General features: G+C 68.8%; 14 protein-coding genes. 8 read left to right on the forward strand and 6 right to left on the reverse strand.

Annotated features, from left to right (window positions below):
* Positions 1–137: 137 nt before the first annotated feature.
* The 3 genes from OHN74_RS00645 to OHN74_RS00655 all read right to left on the reverse strand — a co-directional run bounded on the left by OHN74_RS00645 (position 138) and on the right by OHN74_RS00655 (position 3,619).
* Positions 138–1,520 carry an MFS transporter gene (locus OHN74_RS00645; RefSeq protein ID WP_327692503.1) on the reverse strand — a complete coding sequence of 461 codons (1,383 nt, stop codon included), beginning with the start codon at positions 1,518–1,520 and terminating at the stop codon, positions 138–140.
* 228 nt (positions 1,521–1,748) lie between these two features.
* Complete coding sequence (locus OHN74_RS00650) at positions 1,749–2,357, reverse strand: carboxymuconolactone decarboxylase family protein (RefSeq protein ID WP_327692504.1); 609 nt, start codon at positions 2,355–2,357, stop codon at positions 1,749–1,751.
* Positions 2,354–3,619: a CaiB/BaiF CoA transferase family protein gene (locus OHN74_RS00655; protein ID WP_327692505.1), complete on the reverse strand. Its 1,266-nt coding sequence runs from the start codon at positions 3,617–3,619 to the stop codon at positions 2,354–2,356. The genes OHN74_RS00650 and OHN74_RS00655 overlap by 4 nt, the downstream gene beginning before the upstream one ends.
* Before the next feature lie 112 nt (positions 3,620–3,731).
* On the opposite strand from OHN74_RS00655, the gene OHN74_RS00660 reads away from it, so the two are divergent.
* Positions 3,732–4,358 (forward strand): glutathione S-transferase family protein, encoded by a 627-nt coding sequence (locus tag OHN74_RS00660; protein WP_327692506.1) that lies wholly within the window; start codon positions 3,732–3,734, stop codon positions 4,356–4,358.
* Between the two features lie 24 nt (positions 4,359–4,382).
* Here the strand turns inward: OHN74_RS00660 and OHN74_RS00665 are convergent, their stop codons facing one another.
* Positions 4,383–5,114 (reverse strand): GntR family transcriptional regulator, encoded by a 732-nt coding sequence (locus OHN74_RS00665; protein ID WP_327692507.1) that lies wholly within the window; start codon positions 5,112–5,114, stop codon positions 4,383–4,385.
* A gap of 180 nt (positions 5,115–5,294) precedes the next feature.
* Between OHN74_RS00665 and gshB the strand changes: the two genes are divergently transcribed.
* The 6 genes from gshB to OHN74_RS00695 all read left to right on the forward strand — a co-directional run bounded on the left by gshB (position 5,295) and on the right by OHN74_RS00695 (position 10,891).
* The gene (gene gshB / locus OHN74_RS00670; RefSeq protein ID WP_327692508.1) at positions 5,295–6,236 is read left to right on the forward strand and encodes a glutathione synthase; all 942 of its coding nucleotides are present in this window, start codon (positions 5,295–5,297) and stop codon (positions 6,234–6,236) included.
* Positions 6,237–6,329: 93 nt separating this feature from the next.
* Positions 6,330–7,136, forward strand: coding sequence for an enoyl-CoA hydratase-related protein (locus tag OHN74_RS00675; RefSeq protein WP_327692509.1), 807 nt, complete (start codon positions 6,330–6,332; stop codon positions 7,134–7,136).
* 5 nt (positions 7,137–7,141) lie between these two features.
* Entirely contained in the window at positions 7,142–7,915 is a 774-nt protein-coding gene (locus OHN74_RS00680) for a dienelactone hydrolase family protein (protein WP_327692510.1), read from the forward strand.
* The gene (locus OHN74_RS00685) at positions 7,912–8,646 is read left to right on the forward strand and encodes an enoyl-CoA hydratase/isomerase family protein (RefSeq protein WP_327692511.1); all 735 of its coding nucleotides are present in this window, start codon (positions 7,912–7,914) and stop codon (positions 8,644–8,646) included. The genes OHN74_RS00680 and OHN74_RS00685 overlap by 4 nt, the downstream gene beginning before the upstream one ends.
* Positions 8,643–9,509, forward strand: a complete 867-nt coding sequence (locus OHN74_RS00690; RefSeq protein ID WP_327692512.1) for a 3-hydroxyacyl-CoA dehydrogenase family protein — start codon at positions 8,643–8,645, stop codon at positions 9,507–9,509. The genes OHN74_RS00685 and OHN74_RS00690 overlap by 4 nt, the downstream gene beginning before the upstream one ends.
* 164 nt (positions 9,510–9,673) lie before the next feature.
* Positions 9,674–10,891: a serine hydrolase domain-containing protein gene (locus OHN74_RS00695; RefSeq protein WP_327692513.1), complete on the forward strand. Its 1,218-nt coding sequence runs from the start codon at positions 9,674–9,676 to the stop codon at positions 10,889–10,891.
* A 747-nt stretch (positions 10,892–11,638) separates the two neighbouring features.
* On the opposite strand, the gene OHN74_RS00700 is transcribed toward OHN74_RS00695, so the two are convergent.
* Together OHN74_RS00700 and OHN74_RS00705 are read right to left on the reverse strand one after the other, a co-directional pair.
* Positions 11,639–12,751, reverse strand: coding sequence for an alkene reductase (locus tag OHN74_RS00700; protein ID WP_327692514.1), 1,113 nt, complete (start codon positions 12,749–12,751; stop codon positions 11,639–11,641).
* Positions 12,752–13,230: 479 nt separating this feature from the next.
* Positions 13,231–14,577 carry an aldehyde dehydrogenase family protein gene (locus OHN74_RS00705; protein WP_327692515.1) on the reverse strand — a complete coding sequence of 449 codons (1,347 nt, stop codon included), beginning with the start codon at positions 14,575–14,577 and terminating at the stop codon, positions 13,231–13,233.
* 173 nt (positions 14,578–14,750) lie between these two features.
* Between OHN74_RS00705 and OHN74_RS00710 the strand changes: the two genes are divergently transcribed.
* Positions 14,751–15,674: a helix-turn-helix domain-containing protein gene (locus tag OHN74_RS00710; protein ID WP_327692516.1), complete on the forward strand. Its 924-nt coding sequence runs from the start codon at positions 14,751–14,753 to the stop codon at positions 15,672–15,674.
* Positions 15,675–15,708 lie beyond the last annotated feature (34 nt).

Genomic DNA, 15,708 nt, shown 5'->3' on the forward strand with positions numbered 1-15,708 from the left:
CCGGCGGCGAGGCCGTCACCGCACTTCCCGGTCGTAGAGCGGTCCCGGGGCACCCTCACGCACGGCCGTCCTGCGCCCGGGGGCACCAGCTGCTGGTGCCCCCGGGCGCTCTGGCTCGACGGCCTTTCGAGGGTTGATCAGGTGAGTTCGGCCGCGGCATGCGCGGGCGTGGTCGGTTCCGTACCGGAGTCGACCGGCTTGCGGCCCAGTTGGTCGGAGGCCGTCCGGTGCGTCTCGCGCACGCCCAGCAGTACGACCAGGGCGGAGACCAGGCACGCGCCCGCGCAGGCGGTGGCGACCCAGATCCATCCGCCGTCGGCTGCCACCACCAGACTGGCGGCGATGGCCGGGGCGAAGCCGGTGAGGACCTGCGCCAGCTGGGTGGAGACCGCGATGCCCGTGTAGCGGACGTTGATGTCGAACATCTCCGCCGTCATCGTGTACGCGACGCAGTTGGACAGTGCGTACCCGACCGCGATCACCAGGAAGTGGCCGAGGAAGACCAGCGGCACCGACTCCACACCGATCGCGCCGAACAGCAGGAAGATCGCGACCATGTCGATCAGCGCACCGGTCACGAAGACCGGCTTGCGGCCGAAACGGTCGGCGTAGCGGGCCCCCACGATCTGGACACCCACGGCCGCTGTGGTGGACACGAGCTTCACACTGAGCATGGTGCTGGCGGATATGCCCGCGTTGAGCGTGCCGTAGGAGAGGGCGAAGACGCCGCCGATGGTGGCAAGCACCGAGTAGAGCTGGAGGCCGACGACGCGCAGGATGGCCAGCGGGTAGCGGGTCAGCACCGTGACGATCGGCAGCCGGGCCTTCTGGTCCTTTTCGGCGACGGCGCTCTTGGCGGATTCGAAGGTGGGGGGCTCGGGGAGCCTCGCTCGCAGGACGAGTCCGGTGATCACCAGACACGCGCTGAGCATGAACGGGATGCGCCATCCCCAGGACATGAACTGGTCATCGGGGAGCATCGAGAAGACGAGGAAGACCACGGTGGCCAGAGCAGACCCGGCCAGCATGCCGCTCGGCGTCCAGCTGGCGAAGAACGCCCGGCGGCCCTCCGGCGCATGCTCGAGACTGAGCGAGACGGCGCCGGCGGTCTCGCCGGCCGCGGAGGCTCCCTGCAACAGTCGCAGCACGGTGAGGGCGATCGGGGCCCAGATGCCGATGGAGGCGTACGTCGGCAGCAGGCCGACCGCGAAGCTGGCCACGCCCATGAGGAACAGGGTCAGCACCAACATTGACTTGCGGCTGATCCGGTCGCCGAAGTGGCCGAAGAGCGCGGCCGCGAAGGGCCTCACGACGTAGCCGGCACCGAAGGTCGTGAGTGAGGCCAGGGTGGCCATGGCCGGGTCCGAGGCCGGGAAGAACAGCCTCGGGAAGACCAGCGCCGCCGCGCTTCCGTAGAGGTAGAAGTCGTAGTACTCCACCATGCTTCCGATGAAACTGGCCTGGCCGGCGAGTTTGGCGTTGCGCTCGGTGGTCTGCGGTGTTTCAGGCGTCGTTGCCATGGGCGTGCTCCTGAGCGGGGTGAGTCACTTGGGCGCTCGGCGGTGGGGGGAAGGCGCTGCGGGCGCGGGGCGCGGAGGCGGGGAGCGGGAGTTGCCTCCGCGCCGAGGCTACATACAGTTGACGAACACGTCGAGAGGTTCTGTAGACAGATTCAATCGCGTATCGCCCACTTATGCGGCTATTCACCCAGAAGAAACCCTCCAGGCAGCAGGAGCCTACCCGGCGACTCACATTTCTGTATCCAGGTTTGTGTGAGGTGGAGGGAAGGGATCTTCTGTGGTTCCACCGTCCGGGAGCGGGATGCGGTGGACGTTCAGGGTCATGGCGACCATGGAGTAGTAGCCGACCAGGGCGGTGAGCTCCACCACTCCCGGGACCCCGAAAGACCGGAGTACGCCGCCGTAGACCTCGTCCGAGACGTCGTGCGCCCGCAGCAGACCCGCGACGAACTCGTACACGGCGCGGTCGCTCGGATCGTCGAAGTCCGGTATCCGGTTCTGACGCACCGCCTCGGCGAGCCCGGACGGGACGCCCGCGTTCGCCGCGTGCGTCGTGTGCAGGATCCATTCCAGGCGACTGTCCCAGTGGCGGGCGGTGACGAGGATCGCCAGTTCCTTCACGCGCGGGGAGAGCGAGGTGCCGTATCTGAGGAGTGCCCCGAGGTGCTGCCAGCGTTCAGCGAGTTCCGGGTTGTGGATCGCCGCCCTGATGGGGCCCACCACCCTGCCGCGCGGGCCGCTGATCATCGTGTCGAAGACGGCACGCTGGGCCGGGTCGAGCTCGTCGCCCGCCGGGAGCGGGATCCGGGGCGGCGGCCAGGTGTCCGCGGCGGTCATACGACGCCCTCCTCACGCAAGGCCCTGATCTCGTCCTTCGCGACGCCGAGGTCGCGCAGCACCTCGTCGGTGTGCTGGCCCAGCAGCGGTGGGGGCTGCTCGTGACTCAGGGGGTTGTTCGCGAAGCGCAACGGGCTGGCCACGAGCCGGACGCTGCCGGCGAGGGGGTGCGCGACGTCGACGACCATGCCGCGGTGCCGGACCTGTTCGTCCGCGAGGACTTCGTCGACCGTGTTGACGGTGCCGCAGGGTACGCCGGCCCGGTCCAGGCGCTCGATCCAGTGACGGCGTGACCCATCGGCCAGGACCGCGGCGATCAGCGGGCGCAGCTCGGCAACGTTGCGGACGCGGGCGCGGTTGGTGGCGAACCGTTCGTCCTCGGCAAGGTCGTCGCGGCCGAGCGCCTCACAGAACCGGCCGAACTGCCCGTCGTTGCCGACGGCGACCGCGAGGCCGCCGTCCTCGCAGGCATAGACGTCCTGGGGCTGGATGTTGGGGTGCGAGTTGCCGGTACGAGCCGGGATCCTGTTGTCGACAAGATGGTTCATGGCCTGGTTGGCCAGTGTCGCGACCTGGACGTCGAGCATGGCCAGGTCGATGTGGTCGCCCAGGCCCGTCCGGCCGCGGTGGGCCAGTGCGGCCAGCACGGCGACGGCGGCGTACGTCCCGGTGGTCAGGTCGACGATGGGGATGCCGACCTTCTGCGGACCACCGCCAGGCCGGTCGTCCCGTTCGCCGGTGACGCTCATCAGGCCGCCCATGGCCTGGATCGCGAAGTCGTACGCGGGCTGCGCGCGGCGGGGTCCGGTCTGGCCGAAGCCGGTGATGGAGCAGTAGATCAGGCCCGGGTTGATCTCTCGCAAATCCTCGTAGCCGAGGCCCAGCCGGGCGAGGGTTCCGTACTTGAAGTTCTCCAGCAGGATGTCGGACTGCGCCGCCAGCTCCCGGATGATCTCCTGCCCCCGTGGCTTGGACAGGTCGACGGTAATGGAGCGCTTGGCGCGGTTGGCGCCGAGGTAGTACGCCGACTCGTGGGTCGGAGTGCCGTTGGTGTCGGTGAGGAACGGCGGGCCCCACGAGCGGGTGTCGTCACCGCTGCCGGGACGTTCGACCTTGACGACGTCGGCGCCCATGTCGGCGAGGAGTTGCCCGGCCCAGGGACCGGCCAGCACCCGGCTGAGGTCCAGGACCCGTATGTGGGACAGCGGACCGGAGCGGGAGGGAGGAGGAGAAGGCGGAGGGATGGAATGTGTGTTGGTCATGGAGCCCAATCTGAAGACAGAAGTAGATACTTTTAGAGCCCTCTTGTATCCAGAACCTGGATTCAGTTAACTACAGCGAGCCTGTGGAACCAACACTCTCCGGAGACATCCCATGAAGCTCTACTGGTCCCCGAAGTCCCCGTTCGTCCGCAAAGTCATGGTCTTCGCCCACGAGACGGGCCTCGTCGACCGGCTGGAACTGGAACGCACGGTGGTGGCGCTCACCAGGCCCAACCTCCCGCATGTGCGGGAGCACAACCCGCTCGGCCGGATCCCCACCCTGCTCACCGACGACGGGATGTATCTGCCCGAATCGGTCCTGATCTGCGAATACCTCGACTCGCTGCACGACGGCCGGCCGTTCTTCCCCCGGGCACCGCAGCAGCGCTGGGCTTCACTGCGCCGCCACGCGCTGGGCAGCGGACTGCTGGAGACCCAGATCCTGTGGCGCAACGAGGCGCTGCGCGAGGAGCGCTACCGGCTCCCCGCGATGCTCTCCGCCTGCGAAACCAAGGCCGAGGCGACCCTGGACCTGCTGGAACGCCAGGTCGAGGACCTGGAGAAGGCGCCCTTCGACATCGGGCACATCGGCGTCGGCTGCGCGCTGGGCTACCTCGACTACCGCTCGGCCGACTTCACCGATCGCCGGTGGCGCACCGGCCGCGACCGGCTCGCAACCTGGTACGAGACCTTCCGCGCCCGGCCGTCGGCGCGGGCGACCGAGCCGTACGACGGCTGAGCCGAGCACTCGGGCAGATGGGCCTTATTCGGCCCCTTCCAGTACGAATCGCAGCGATTCGCGGATCATCTTCGGGTCGTGCGCGCCGGCCACCGAGGCGATCACCGTCAGGGCGGTACGAGCGAGATGCTCGGCCACCAGGTTCGAGGCCGCGCGAGCCCGCCCTTCACGAGCCGCCGCGTAGATCTCGTCGTGTCCCGTGCGGCCCATGGTGATCAGGGCGAGGCGGTAGCTGGGCGCGTTGTGGTAAAGCCGCAGGTAGCGCACAGAGTGGTCCCACATGCTCTCGACCTGCGTCCGCAGCCGGTCTTCGGTATGCGACAGGAGCAAGAAGTGGAACCGGCGGTGGTGGGCGATCGCGCCCTCCTCGTCCCCTGTCTCGGCCGCCGTGTTCATGGCCGACATCTCGGCCTCCAGATCCTCCAGTTCAGCCGACGTCAGCTGAGGTACGGACAGGAGCACCGCGAGCGGCTCGCTGACCAGCCGCATCGAGTAAAGCGTCTCCAGGTCCGGGATCGACAGCGGCGCGACCCGGATCCGGCGGTTGAAGTCCAGCTGCACCAGTCCCTCGGTCTGCAGCCGTCGCAGCGCCTCACGCAACGGTGTACGGCTGACCTGCAGGTCTGCTGCCAGCTGCACCTGCGAGACCCAGGCACCCGGCTTGAGGCGGCCCTGCAGAATCGCGTCGCGCACATGCTCGTACGCGAGTCCCATGGCATCGGTCTGAGCGGCGGGCGAAGACGGAGTAGTGGACACAGGCTCCACAGTAGTGGCTTCCTCCCTGATCGGATCGATCTGTAGCCATGAACAAATTCTGGATACAGAATGGGCAGCGGTTGTTGAGTTGATCGCCGCAGCCACTGCGGCGGCCGGCGATCCCGGACGGACCGTCGGGTACAGGGTCAGGTGCTGGATCGGGTACAGGAGAGCCGTCGCATGCTCGTCTTCGTCATGGATCCCGTCGAGGCGCTCGCGCCGGAGCACGACACCTCGCTCGCGTTGATGAACGCCGCCTGGCAGCGGGGCCACCAGGTCTGGCACTGCCTGCCGTCCGGTCTGTCCCTGCGCGACGGCAGGGTACGGGCACGCGCACGGGCGGCGGATTTCACCTCGGGGCTGTCACTCGGCGCACCGGAAAGCCTCAGCCTGCACGAGGCCGACGCCGTCCTGGTCCGCACGGATCCGCCTTTCGACGCCGAGTACCTCGCGACCACGCTCCTGCTCGAGCACCTGCGCGGCGACACCCTCCTGGTCAACGACCCGCGCGGTCTGCGCGAGGCCAACGAGAAGCTCTACGCCTGCCGCTTCCCGGACCTGATGCCGGCGACCCTGGTGACCGCCGAACCGGCACTGCTGCTCGCCTTCGCCGGGCAGCAGCGGCACGGCGCGGTACTCAAGCCGCTCTTCGGGCACGGCGGACGGGGCGTCCTCCGGCTCGACCCCGGGGACGGCAACGCCCGCGCCATCGCGGAGACCATGACCGAGCGGGGCCGTGTCGTCGTCATGGCACAGGAATTCCTGCCCGAGGTCGCCGAGGGCGACAAGCGAATCCTGCTGCTCGACGGGTACCCGCTCGGCGCGGTACTGCGGCGGCCACCCACAAACGACTTCCGCGCGAACCTCGCGCTCGGCGGTGAGGCGAGAGCGGCCGAGCTGGACGCGTACGACCTGCGGATCGTCGAGCGCATCGCACCCGCCCTCCGTACCGACGGGCTCTACCTCACCGGCATCGACGTCATCGGCGGGCGCCTGAGCGAGGTCAACGTCACCAGCCCGACGGGTCTGGTCCAGCTGAGGGAGCTGGCCCGTGTGCGGCACGATCTGGCAGTCATCAGGTGGATAGAGACGACCATTCCTGTATCCAGGTTGGCGACGTAATGCGCTGAATTTACTGAAAACTCCAGGCCTTTTAGCAAACCTGGATACAGATTCTCTTGGAGAGCTTGACTTCTGTGTGTAGAGTCCACTGACATGACCCCACCTCTACTGACGGCACACGGTGTCCGCGTGGAGATCCGCGAGGCAGTGGCCGAGGTTGTCCTCGACCGCCCGCCGGTCAACGCGGTCACCGTCGAGATGTACGAAACCCTTGTCACCGCCTTCCGAGAGCTGTCGGTACGTACCGATGTCCACGCCGTGATCCTCCGCTCCGACGGACGCCTGTTCAGCGCGGGCGCCGACATCAAGCAGCCGGTCGAGGCGGTCAGCGCCTCCGAGAGCGCGGCCGAACGCCGCCAGCGCATGGCCCGTACCGCGTACGAGGCGATCCTGGACTGCGCCCTGCCGACGATCGCCGTCGTCAACAGAGCCGCACTCGGCGCCGGCGCGGTACTCGCCGCCTGCTGCGACATCCGGTACGCCGCCACCGACGCCCGGATCGGACTCCCCGAGATCAACGCCGGACGCTGCGGCGGCGGCAGCCACCTCATGCGGCTGCTGCCGCAGGGCCAGGTACGGCTCATGTACTTCACCGGCGACCCGGTCGACGCCGAGGAGGCGTATCGCATCGGTCTCGTCCAGAAGGTCTTCGGGCCCGAGGCCGTACTCGGCGAAGCCCGTGCGCTCGCCGCGCGGATCGCCGCCAAGAGCCCACTGGGGCTGCGGCTGGCCAAGCAGGCCCTCAACGAGGCCGAAGACCTTCCCGTCCGCCCCGGCTACGCCGCCGAGCAGGTGTACACCCTGCGGCTGGGTGCCCACCCGGACGCCGCCGAAGCGGCGAAGGCCGTCCTCGAAAAGCGCGCCCCTGTCTGGTCCTGGCCGGACGTGGCAGAGAGCTGAACACCATGTGCGAGTTCATCACCAGGACCATCGACGTCGTCACGCCCGGCGGCTCGATGCCGACCCTGCTCACCGCCCCCGCCACCGGTGGCCGACACCCCGCCGTCGTCATCTACATGGACGCCCTCGGCGTACGCGAGGCCCTGCGCGACATCGGACGCCAGATCGCCGCCCGTGGTTACACCGCCGTCCTCCCGGACCTTTACCACCGCATGGGCACCGGCCTGAACTGGACCACCGAGCAACTCCTGAACGACCCGGCCGCGAAAGAGGAGATCCAGCGCGTCACGCGCAGCCTGCCCGACGCGCACGTCGTCGAGGACACCACCGCGCTGGTGGCCGCCCTCGCCGCCGAACCGCTCGTCGCCGACGGCGCCATGGGATGCGTCGGCTTCTGCATGGGCGGACGGCACGTCTTCCGCGCCATGGCTGCCCTGCCCCGGACGCTCACGGCCGGCTCCGCCCTTCACCCGTCCGGTCTCATGGACGAGCGCTACGGCCACCCCCTCGCGTACGAGGACACCGCACGCATCACCGGCGACATCTACGTCGGCCTCGGCGACGCCGACCATCTCTCCCCGCTGGAGGCCATGCGTCCGCTGCGCGACACCCTGCGGGAGCACGGCGTACGAGCGACCGTCGACGTCCACGCCGACGCGGAGCACGGCTACATGTTCCCCGGCCCCCGTTACAGCGAGCGTGGCGCCCGCCGCTCCTGGGAGGAGACGTACGCGCTGTTCGCCCGGGTCCTCGGAGAGAAGAAGGACGAGGGCGTATGAGCACGATCATCGTCGAGGAACGGGACGACACCACGATCGTCACGCTCCATCGCCCCGACGCACGCAACGCCCTCAACGCTCAGATGGTCGGCGAACTGCACGCCGTCTGCGCGCAGTTGGAGACATCACCGAAGCCACTGCTGCTCACCGGAAGCGGCGGAGTCTTCGCGGGGGGCGCCGACATCGCCGAACTCCTCGACCGCGGCCGCGACGAGGCCCTCCTGGGCATCAACAGCCGCCTGTTCGACCGCATCGCACGCCTCCCGCTGCCCACCGTGGCCGCCGTCGACGGCTACGCACTGGGCGGCGGCGCGGAGTTGGCATACGCCTGCGACCTGAGAATCGCCTCCGAGAGCGCCGTGTTCGGCAACCCGGAACCGGGCCTCGGCATCATCGCCGCGGCCGGGGGCTGCTGGCGCCTTGCCGAACTGGTGGGCAAGTCCGTGGCCAAGCAGGTACTGCTGGGCGGAAAACACCTGGACGCCTGGCGGGCTTACACCCTCGGCCTGGTCTGCGACGTGGTGCCCGCGGATCAGCTGAGCGAGCGGGCGCACGCACTGGTCGAGCGCATCACCCGCTCCTCCCCCACCGCGCTGCGGCTGACCAAGCTCGTCGTCGACGCGCCCGGCGGCCACCCGTGCATCGACGACCTCGCTCAGGCAGTGCTGTTCGAGTCGAGCGACAAAGCGGACCGGATGAGCCGGTTTCTGAGCGGTGGGAGGACCAGGTGACATCCCTTCCTCATGTTCCCCGGACTGTGGGCGTGATCGGCGGCGGCCGGATGGGGGCGGGCATCGCCCAGGTCTTCGCCACCGCCGGCAGCGAGGTCGTGGTCGTCGAAGGTTCAGCCGCCGCGGCCGACGCCGCCCGCTCACGCATCGCGGACAGCCTCGACCGGGCCGCCGCACGCGACAAGCTGCCGGTACCGCCCAGCGACGTGCTCAGCAGACTGCACTTCGTCACCGACGCCGTCGAACTGCCCCTGGAGTCCGACCTCGTGATCGAGGCCGTACCCGAGAACCCCGAACTCAAGGTGTCCGTACTGACCGCCGCCGAGCGTGCCGTCTCGGAACACACCGTGCTGGCCAGCAATACCAGCTCCCTCTCCGTCACCGAGCTGTCCGCAGCCCTCCAGCGCCCGGAACGCTTTCTCGGGATGCACTTCTTCAACCCCGTACCGGGCTCTCGGCTGGTAGAGGTCGTCCTCGGCCCCGCGACCGCGGTGACCTCTCAAGTCCTCGGTTATGTAAGGGCGTTGGGCAAGACAGACATCGTCGTACGCGACTCCCCGGGCTTCGCCACCAGCCGCCTCGGCGTCCTCCTCGGCCTGGAGGCGATCCGCATGCTGCAGGAGGGCGTCGCCGACGCCACCGCCATCGACACCGCGATGGAACTCGGCTACGGCCACCCCATGGGCCCGCTGCGCTCCACCGACCTGGTCGGCCTCGACGTACGCCTGGCCATCGCGGACCATCTGCACCGCACCCTCGGCGACCGCTTCGCCCCGCCCTCGCTCCTGCGCGACAAGGTCGCGGCGGGCGAGCTGGGACGGAAGACGGGCCGAGGATTCCACTCCTGGACGAGCGGGGTCTGACCGTCACTCCGACGCCCACGCAGGCGGAGGACGAGAACGGCGCCCCGCCCTCGGGTGACCCCGACGCCGACCGACCGGGTGCCGTTTTCCTCCGCCATCACCAGCCGGGACAGGCGCAGACATCCACTTCGAGTATCCGAGTATGTGACCGAGGAGCCAATCAAATGACGCGTGTGAGTCGAAGGGCAGCGCTGGGCATGGCCGGCGCCATGGCGGTCGGGGGGCCGCTGTGGGCGGCCGACACCGCCTCCGCGGCGCCGCTCCAGGCAGCCGACAGCCCCTCACCGGTGCCGGCGGCGCTGCTGGAGGCCCGGCGGCAGAAGTCCAATCCGTCGTTCAGCCTGCTGACGTATCGCCACATGGACGAACTTTTTGCCACTGCCCCGGTGCAGACAGGACACTGGACCCATACGCTGCAGCGTTCCCCGTTGCGCCTGCCCCCCGACCTGCAGGTGCGGATCGGCGACCGGACCGCAGGCCTGGAAGACACGCTGGAAGATCTGCGCGTCAATGCGATGCTGGTCATGCGCGACGGCAAGCTGGTCAGCGAGATCCACCGCAACGGCGGCAGCGAGCAGACACGCTACATCGGCTTCTCGATGTCAAAGTCGTGGATCTCCATCCTGTTCGGCATCATCCAGAGCCAGGGCCACATCGGCAGCAGCGATACGCCAGTCGTCCACTACCTGCCCGAACTGCGCGGCACCGCATATGACAACGTGACGCTCAAGAACCTGCTGACCATGCGTGCCGGCACCTCGTGGATCGAGGACTACGCCCCGGGCAGCGCCCTCGACGCGGTCCGCGACGGATCCACCAATGCCGAAACGATGTTCTACGAGGACTACGCCAAGGAGTTGAAGGCGGTCGCGCCGCCCGGTACGAAGTTCAACTATTCGACCCTGGACACTGAACTGGTCGGCAAGATACTGGCGCGGGTCACCGGCAAGTCGATCGCGGAGCTGATGACCGAGCTAATCTGGCAGCCGGCGGGCATGGAATCCCCCGGGTATTGGGTCATGCAGGGCCCGCACGGCCGCCAGCACGAATGGTACGGCGCGGGGTATGCCGCGACGATGCGCGATTTCGGACGTCTGGGCCAGTTGATGCTGGACGGCGGGTCGGTGCGCGGTCGCCAGGTGGTGCCGCGGGCATGGGTGGAGGAATCGACCACCACGCCGTTGCCGGACAAGACCTACTTCTATTTCTGGTGGGGCTTGCCCGGCATCGATGGTTTTGCCGCGAACGGATTCGGCGGTCAGCATGTCTATGTCGATCGAAAGACCCGCACAGTCATGGTCATCGCCTGTTATGGAGGCCCTCCCGGCACGCAAGATTTGTTCAAGCAGGTGATTGCGGCCTTGGGGCACGCCCGGCCGTGAACCGGGTCTTCGCCTTCGGTGAGGCTGCGCCAAAGGGGCCTTGTCCCAAGGCCGGATGGTTTGCGTTTTCGCAGGTCACACAAGCGATTTGAAGGTTTCTCGACGCAGAGCAGGGCAACGGAGCTCGTTGGTACAGGCGGTCGACCAAGTCCGAAACGATCCGCACAGATCCAGCAGCAGCATGCGGACTTCGTCCTCGCCCCAGGTGTACTCGCGCTGGTAGTAGTCGATCTCATAGGCCACATCACGGAACAGTTCCCTTCAGGCTGAAGCCCTGGGACCTGATCTCGTCCGAACCCATGACACCACTCCCCCACCTGCCCGGCGTATCGCCTCACGCTCCCAACTCCCCCCTGGTTGCGTACAGATAGCGTGCGACTGGCCGGGGGGCGAAAGCGAGAGTGGGTCGGGGGGAAGAGGCAAGCGGCAGCACGGTCCTGCGGGCTGCCGGGGACTTGTGATCGGCAAGGCCAGGGGTGCCGCCGCTGGAGAACAGTCGTAGGCGTCAGCTCTGGCCGAAGGCCGCCGCGGTGGCCACGCACGAGAGCGATGTGCTCGCCGAGGTCACCGGACGCAGGCTGCTGACCAGGCACTTGCGGACCGTCAGCGCCCTGGCGGACCCGACGGTCCTCGAGCCGGTGATCGCCGCTGTGGCCGAGGGCTCAAAGGGGCGGGCGCTGTGTCGCCGGTCGGGCGCCTGTCCATGGGTGAGTGGGACTGCCGCATGGACAGGCGTGACCGTGGGCCTCAAGCCGCTTCGAGGAAGGGGTAGTCGGTGTAGCCCTCGGCCCCCGGCCCGTAGAACAGTTCCGGCCGCGGCTCGTTCTCCGGGTGGCCGCCCTGCCAGCGCGCGACCAGGTCGGGGTTGGCGATGAGGGCCCGGCCCACGACCACGGCATCGGCGTGGTCGGCCTCGATGTGCTGGAGCGCCTGCTCGCGGGTGGTCTGGCCCCCGAAGGGGCCGCTGTTGACGATCAGCTTGCCGTCGAAGCGCCGCCGCAGCTCCTGTACAAGGTCGCCGCCCGGCTCGGCGTGCAGTACGGAGAGGTAGGCCAGGCCCAGCGGGCGCAGTCTGTCCATCAGGGTGCCGTAGGTGGCCAGGACGTCGTCCCGGTCGGTCTCGAAGACGTCCCCGAGGTCGACCTCCGGCGAGATCCGCAGCCCGACCCGCTCGGCGCCGACGGCCTGGGCGACCGCCGTGACGACCTCGACGACGAAGCGGGCGCGGTTGTGCGGCGAGCCGCCGTACTCGTCGGTGCGCTGGTTGGCTGCCGGGGAGAGGAACTCCTGGAGCAGGTAGCCGTTGGCGCCGTGGATCTCCACGCCGTCCGCTCCCGCCTGGATGGCCCGGCGGGCCGCGGCGACGAAGTTCTCCAGGGCTGCCCGGATCTCCGCGGTGGTCATCGCTTCCGGTACGGGGTAGGGCTGCTCGCCCTTCTCGGTGAACGTCTTGTTGTCGATGGCGATCGCGCTGGGGGCGAGGATGCGGCGACCGCCGTTGATGTCGGGGTGGGTGCCACGGCCGGCGTGCATGATCTGCAGGACGATGCGGCCGCCCTCGGCGTGCACCGCCTCGAACACCCGCTGCCAGCCGGCTGCCTGCTCGTCGGTGGCGATGCCCGGCTCGCCGACGTACCCCTGCGACGCGTGGTCGGGGTAGGTGCCCTCGGTGATGATCATTCCGGTGCTCGCCCGCTGCCGGTAGTACTCGACCATCAGGTCCCCGGGGATGCCGGAGGAGCCGGCCCGGACCCGGGTTATCGGTGCCATGACGATGCGGTTGGCGAGCTCGATCTTCCCGAGGGAGACGGGGGAGAAAAGCGACTGGACGGGCGAAGCTGCTGAGGTGTTGACGGTCATGGGTTTCTTTCTGCGATACGGAGGGGAACGGGATGAAGGCCTGCGGCGCAGGGGGGCCACGCTGTCCCGGCGCAGGCGCGGTTGCGGTCCTCGGGCAGGCGCGGGCCCCCTGACGGTGACGCGTTTGCATGACCGCGACCGGGGTGTGGACGGCGAACGCTGTGAGAGCCGCCTACCGCCGGCGCCGGTCAAGCGCAACTGCCCGCCGGAGTGGGGGCGTTCGCTGCTTGCGCACGATCGGCAGTCAGCCAGGTGACGGAGTCACGGGTGCCGGAGTCGGTACGGGTCGGTGTCTGCAGGCCGTGCCGCGACCGGCTCCCTCGTCGCACCCCCGCGACGAGGACCGATACTCGACTTCACCGGGAACGCGCTTGGGGCGGTGGCGGGAACAGCGATCTCAGCGCTCCTCAATCTCACCGGCCTGATGCACTTCCGCCGGACGATCGCCCATCGGGCAGCCTGCTCGGGAGAGCGCGAGGCTAGCTGAGCGGGACGTCGGCGACGGCCTTGAGGTGGCTGAACGTCTCCAGGGAGTACCGGCCGTGGTAGCGGCCCAAGCCGCTTTCGCCGACGCCGCCGAAGGGCAGGCCGGGCATGAGCAGTTGCATCACCGGCTGGCCCCAGGCGACGCCGCCGGAGGACGTCTCCTTCACGAGGCGCGACTTGGTGGCCTCGGAGGTGGTGAAGGCGTAGAGGGCGAGGGGCTTGTCGCGTTCGTTGATGAAGGCGATGGCGGCATCGAGGTCTTCGACTTCGACGACGGGGAGGATCGGACCGAAGATCTCCTCCTGCATGACCGGTGATGCGGGGTCGACGTCGGTGAGCACCGTCGGGGCGATGTACAGGTCGTCGCGGTCGTGCCGGCCTCCCACCGCCGCCCGGCCGGAATCCAGCAGGCGGGTGAGCCGGTCGAAGTGCCGCTCATTGATGATCCGGCCGAAGCCGGCCGCGGTCTGCGGGGTGGAGCCGAACTGGGCGTCTACCGCCGCACGGAGGGCGGGGACCAGTGCGGCGGCGGTGGCCGGATCGGCCAGAACGTAGTCGGGGGCTATGCACTGCTGCCCCGCGTTGCCGAACTTGGCGCCGACCAGCCGCTTCGCGGTCTCGTCCACGTCGGCGTCGGGCGCCACGAAGACCGGCGACTTGCCCCCGAGCTCTAGCGTGACCGGGGTGAGGTTCTTGGCTGCCGCGGCCATGACGATCCGGCCGACCGTGCCATTGCCCGTGTAGAAGATCTGGTCGAAACGCTGCGCCAGCAGGGCCGTGGTCTCCTCGGCGCCTCCCTCGACCACGGTGAGCACATCGGCGTCGAAGTACTTACGCAGCAGGCGTGAAGCGAGGGCCGAGGTGTGCACCGACATCTCGCTCGGCTTGGCCACCACGGTGTTCCCGGCGGCCAGCGCGCCGATGATGGGGTCGATGAGAAGGTGCAGCGGGAAATTCCACGGGGCGATCACCAGGACGACGCCGAGCGGGTCGTACGTGGTGTAGGCCGTGGTCGTGGGACCGAAGTGGGCAGGAACCTGCACCGGGCGAGGCTGAAGCCAGTTCTCGAGGTTCGCCAGTGCCTCGTCGATGTCGGCGACGGTGAAGTCGATCTCCTGCGTTTTCGCCTCGGCGGCGTTCTTCCTCAGGTCCGCCCAGAGCGCATCGAGCAGCTCCTGCTCGTTCTCCACCAGCAGCGCCCGCAGCCGCTGCAACTGGTCGACTCGCCAGTCCAATGGGCGGGTGACACCGGTGTTGAACGTCGCACGAAGGCGGCCCACCACCTCCGCAGCCGTCTCACTCCGGTGCGTCCTCGACTCGATCCCCTGTGTCGCGCTCATGGGATGTACTCCGTTCCTGATCCAGGCCACGCCCCGGCCGTCTTCCGGTCGGGCACAGTGGCCAGCGTGCTGGACGATCCGGCATCCACCCAGGTCACGGCTTTGCGTACGCGCGCGATGCCTACCACTGGTTGGGTCAGGAAGGTGTGCGTGCGACCGTGGATACTCGAGACATGGACGAATACCCCGAACCGGTGCACGAGCTGGCCGCCGGCGCTCTGGACCCGCGTGCCGAGCTCAGTGAGTTCCTGCGCACCCGACGCGCCCGGCTGAAGCCGGAAGACGTGGGACTGCCGGACTACGGGCGGTACCGGCGGGTGCCGGGGCTGCGCCGCGAGGAGCTGGCGCAGCTGGCCGGGGTGTCGGTGGCCTACTACACACGGCTGGAACAGGGCAACGGACGGACCGTGTCGGCGGAGGTCCTCGACGCCATCGCCCGCGCGCTCAGGCTGAGCGACGCCGAGCACGCCCACCTCACGCACCTGGCGAAGCCGAAGCAGCAGAAGAAGAAGCCGGCCGGCCGCGCCCAGCAGGTGCGGGGCCCCCTGCGGACGCTGCTGGACACCATGGACGGCGTCCCGGCGATCCTCGTGGGGCGGCGCTCGGACATCCTCGTCTGGAACCGGATGGCCGCGGCGGTCTTCGGCGACTGGGCCGAGCTGCCGGCGAGGGAGCAGAACTGGGCACGGCTGGTGTTCCTGCGGCCCGATTACCGCGACCTGTTCGTGGACTGGGAGCGCAAAGCGAGCGACGTCGTCTCTCAGCTGCGCATGGACGCCGGCTCCCATCCGGACGACCCCCTGCTGTCCGCGCTGGTGGGCGAACTCTCCGTGAAGAGCGAGGAGTTCAGGCGGCTGTGGGCCACCCACGACGTCAAGGAGAGGTGCCACGGCATCCAGCGCCTGCACCACCCGCTCGTCGGCGAACTCGACCTCCGCCTCGAGTCGTTCCACCAGGCCGACGCCCACGAACAGATGCTGGTGACCTACCACGCCGAACCGAACTCCCCGTCGGCGGAGGCTCTGCGACTGCTGGCCAGCTGGGGCGCGGACGCCACCCGGGCGGGAACGGGCACGTCGTCGGCACGCACGGCTTGATCAACTCCCCCCCCTGATCACCGGTAGCCGGCTG

This window comes from Streptomyces sp. NBC_00459 (genome assembly GCF_036013955.1).
Taxonomy (GTDB): domain Bacteria; phylum Actinomycetota; class Actinomycetes; order Streptomycetales; family Streptomycetaceae; genus Streptomyces.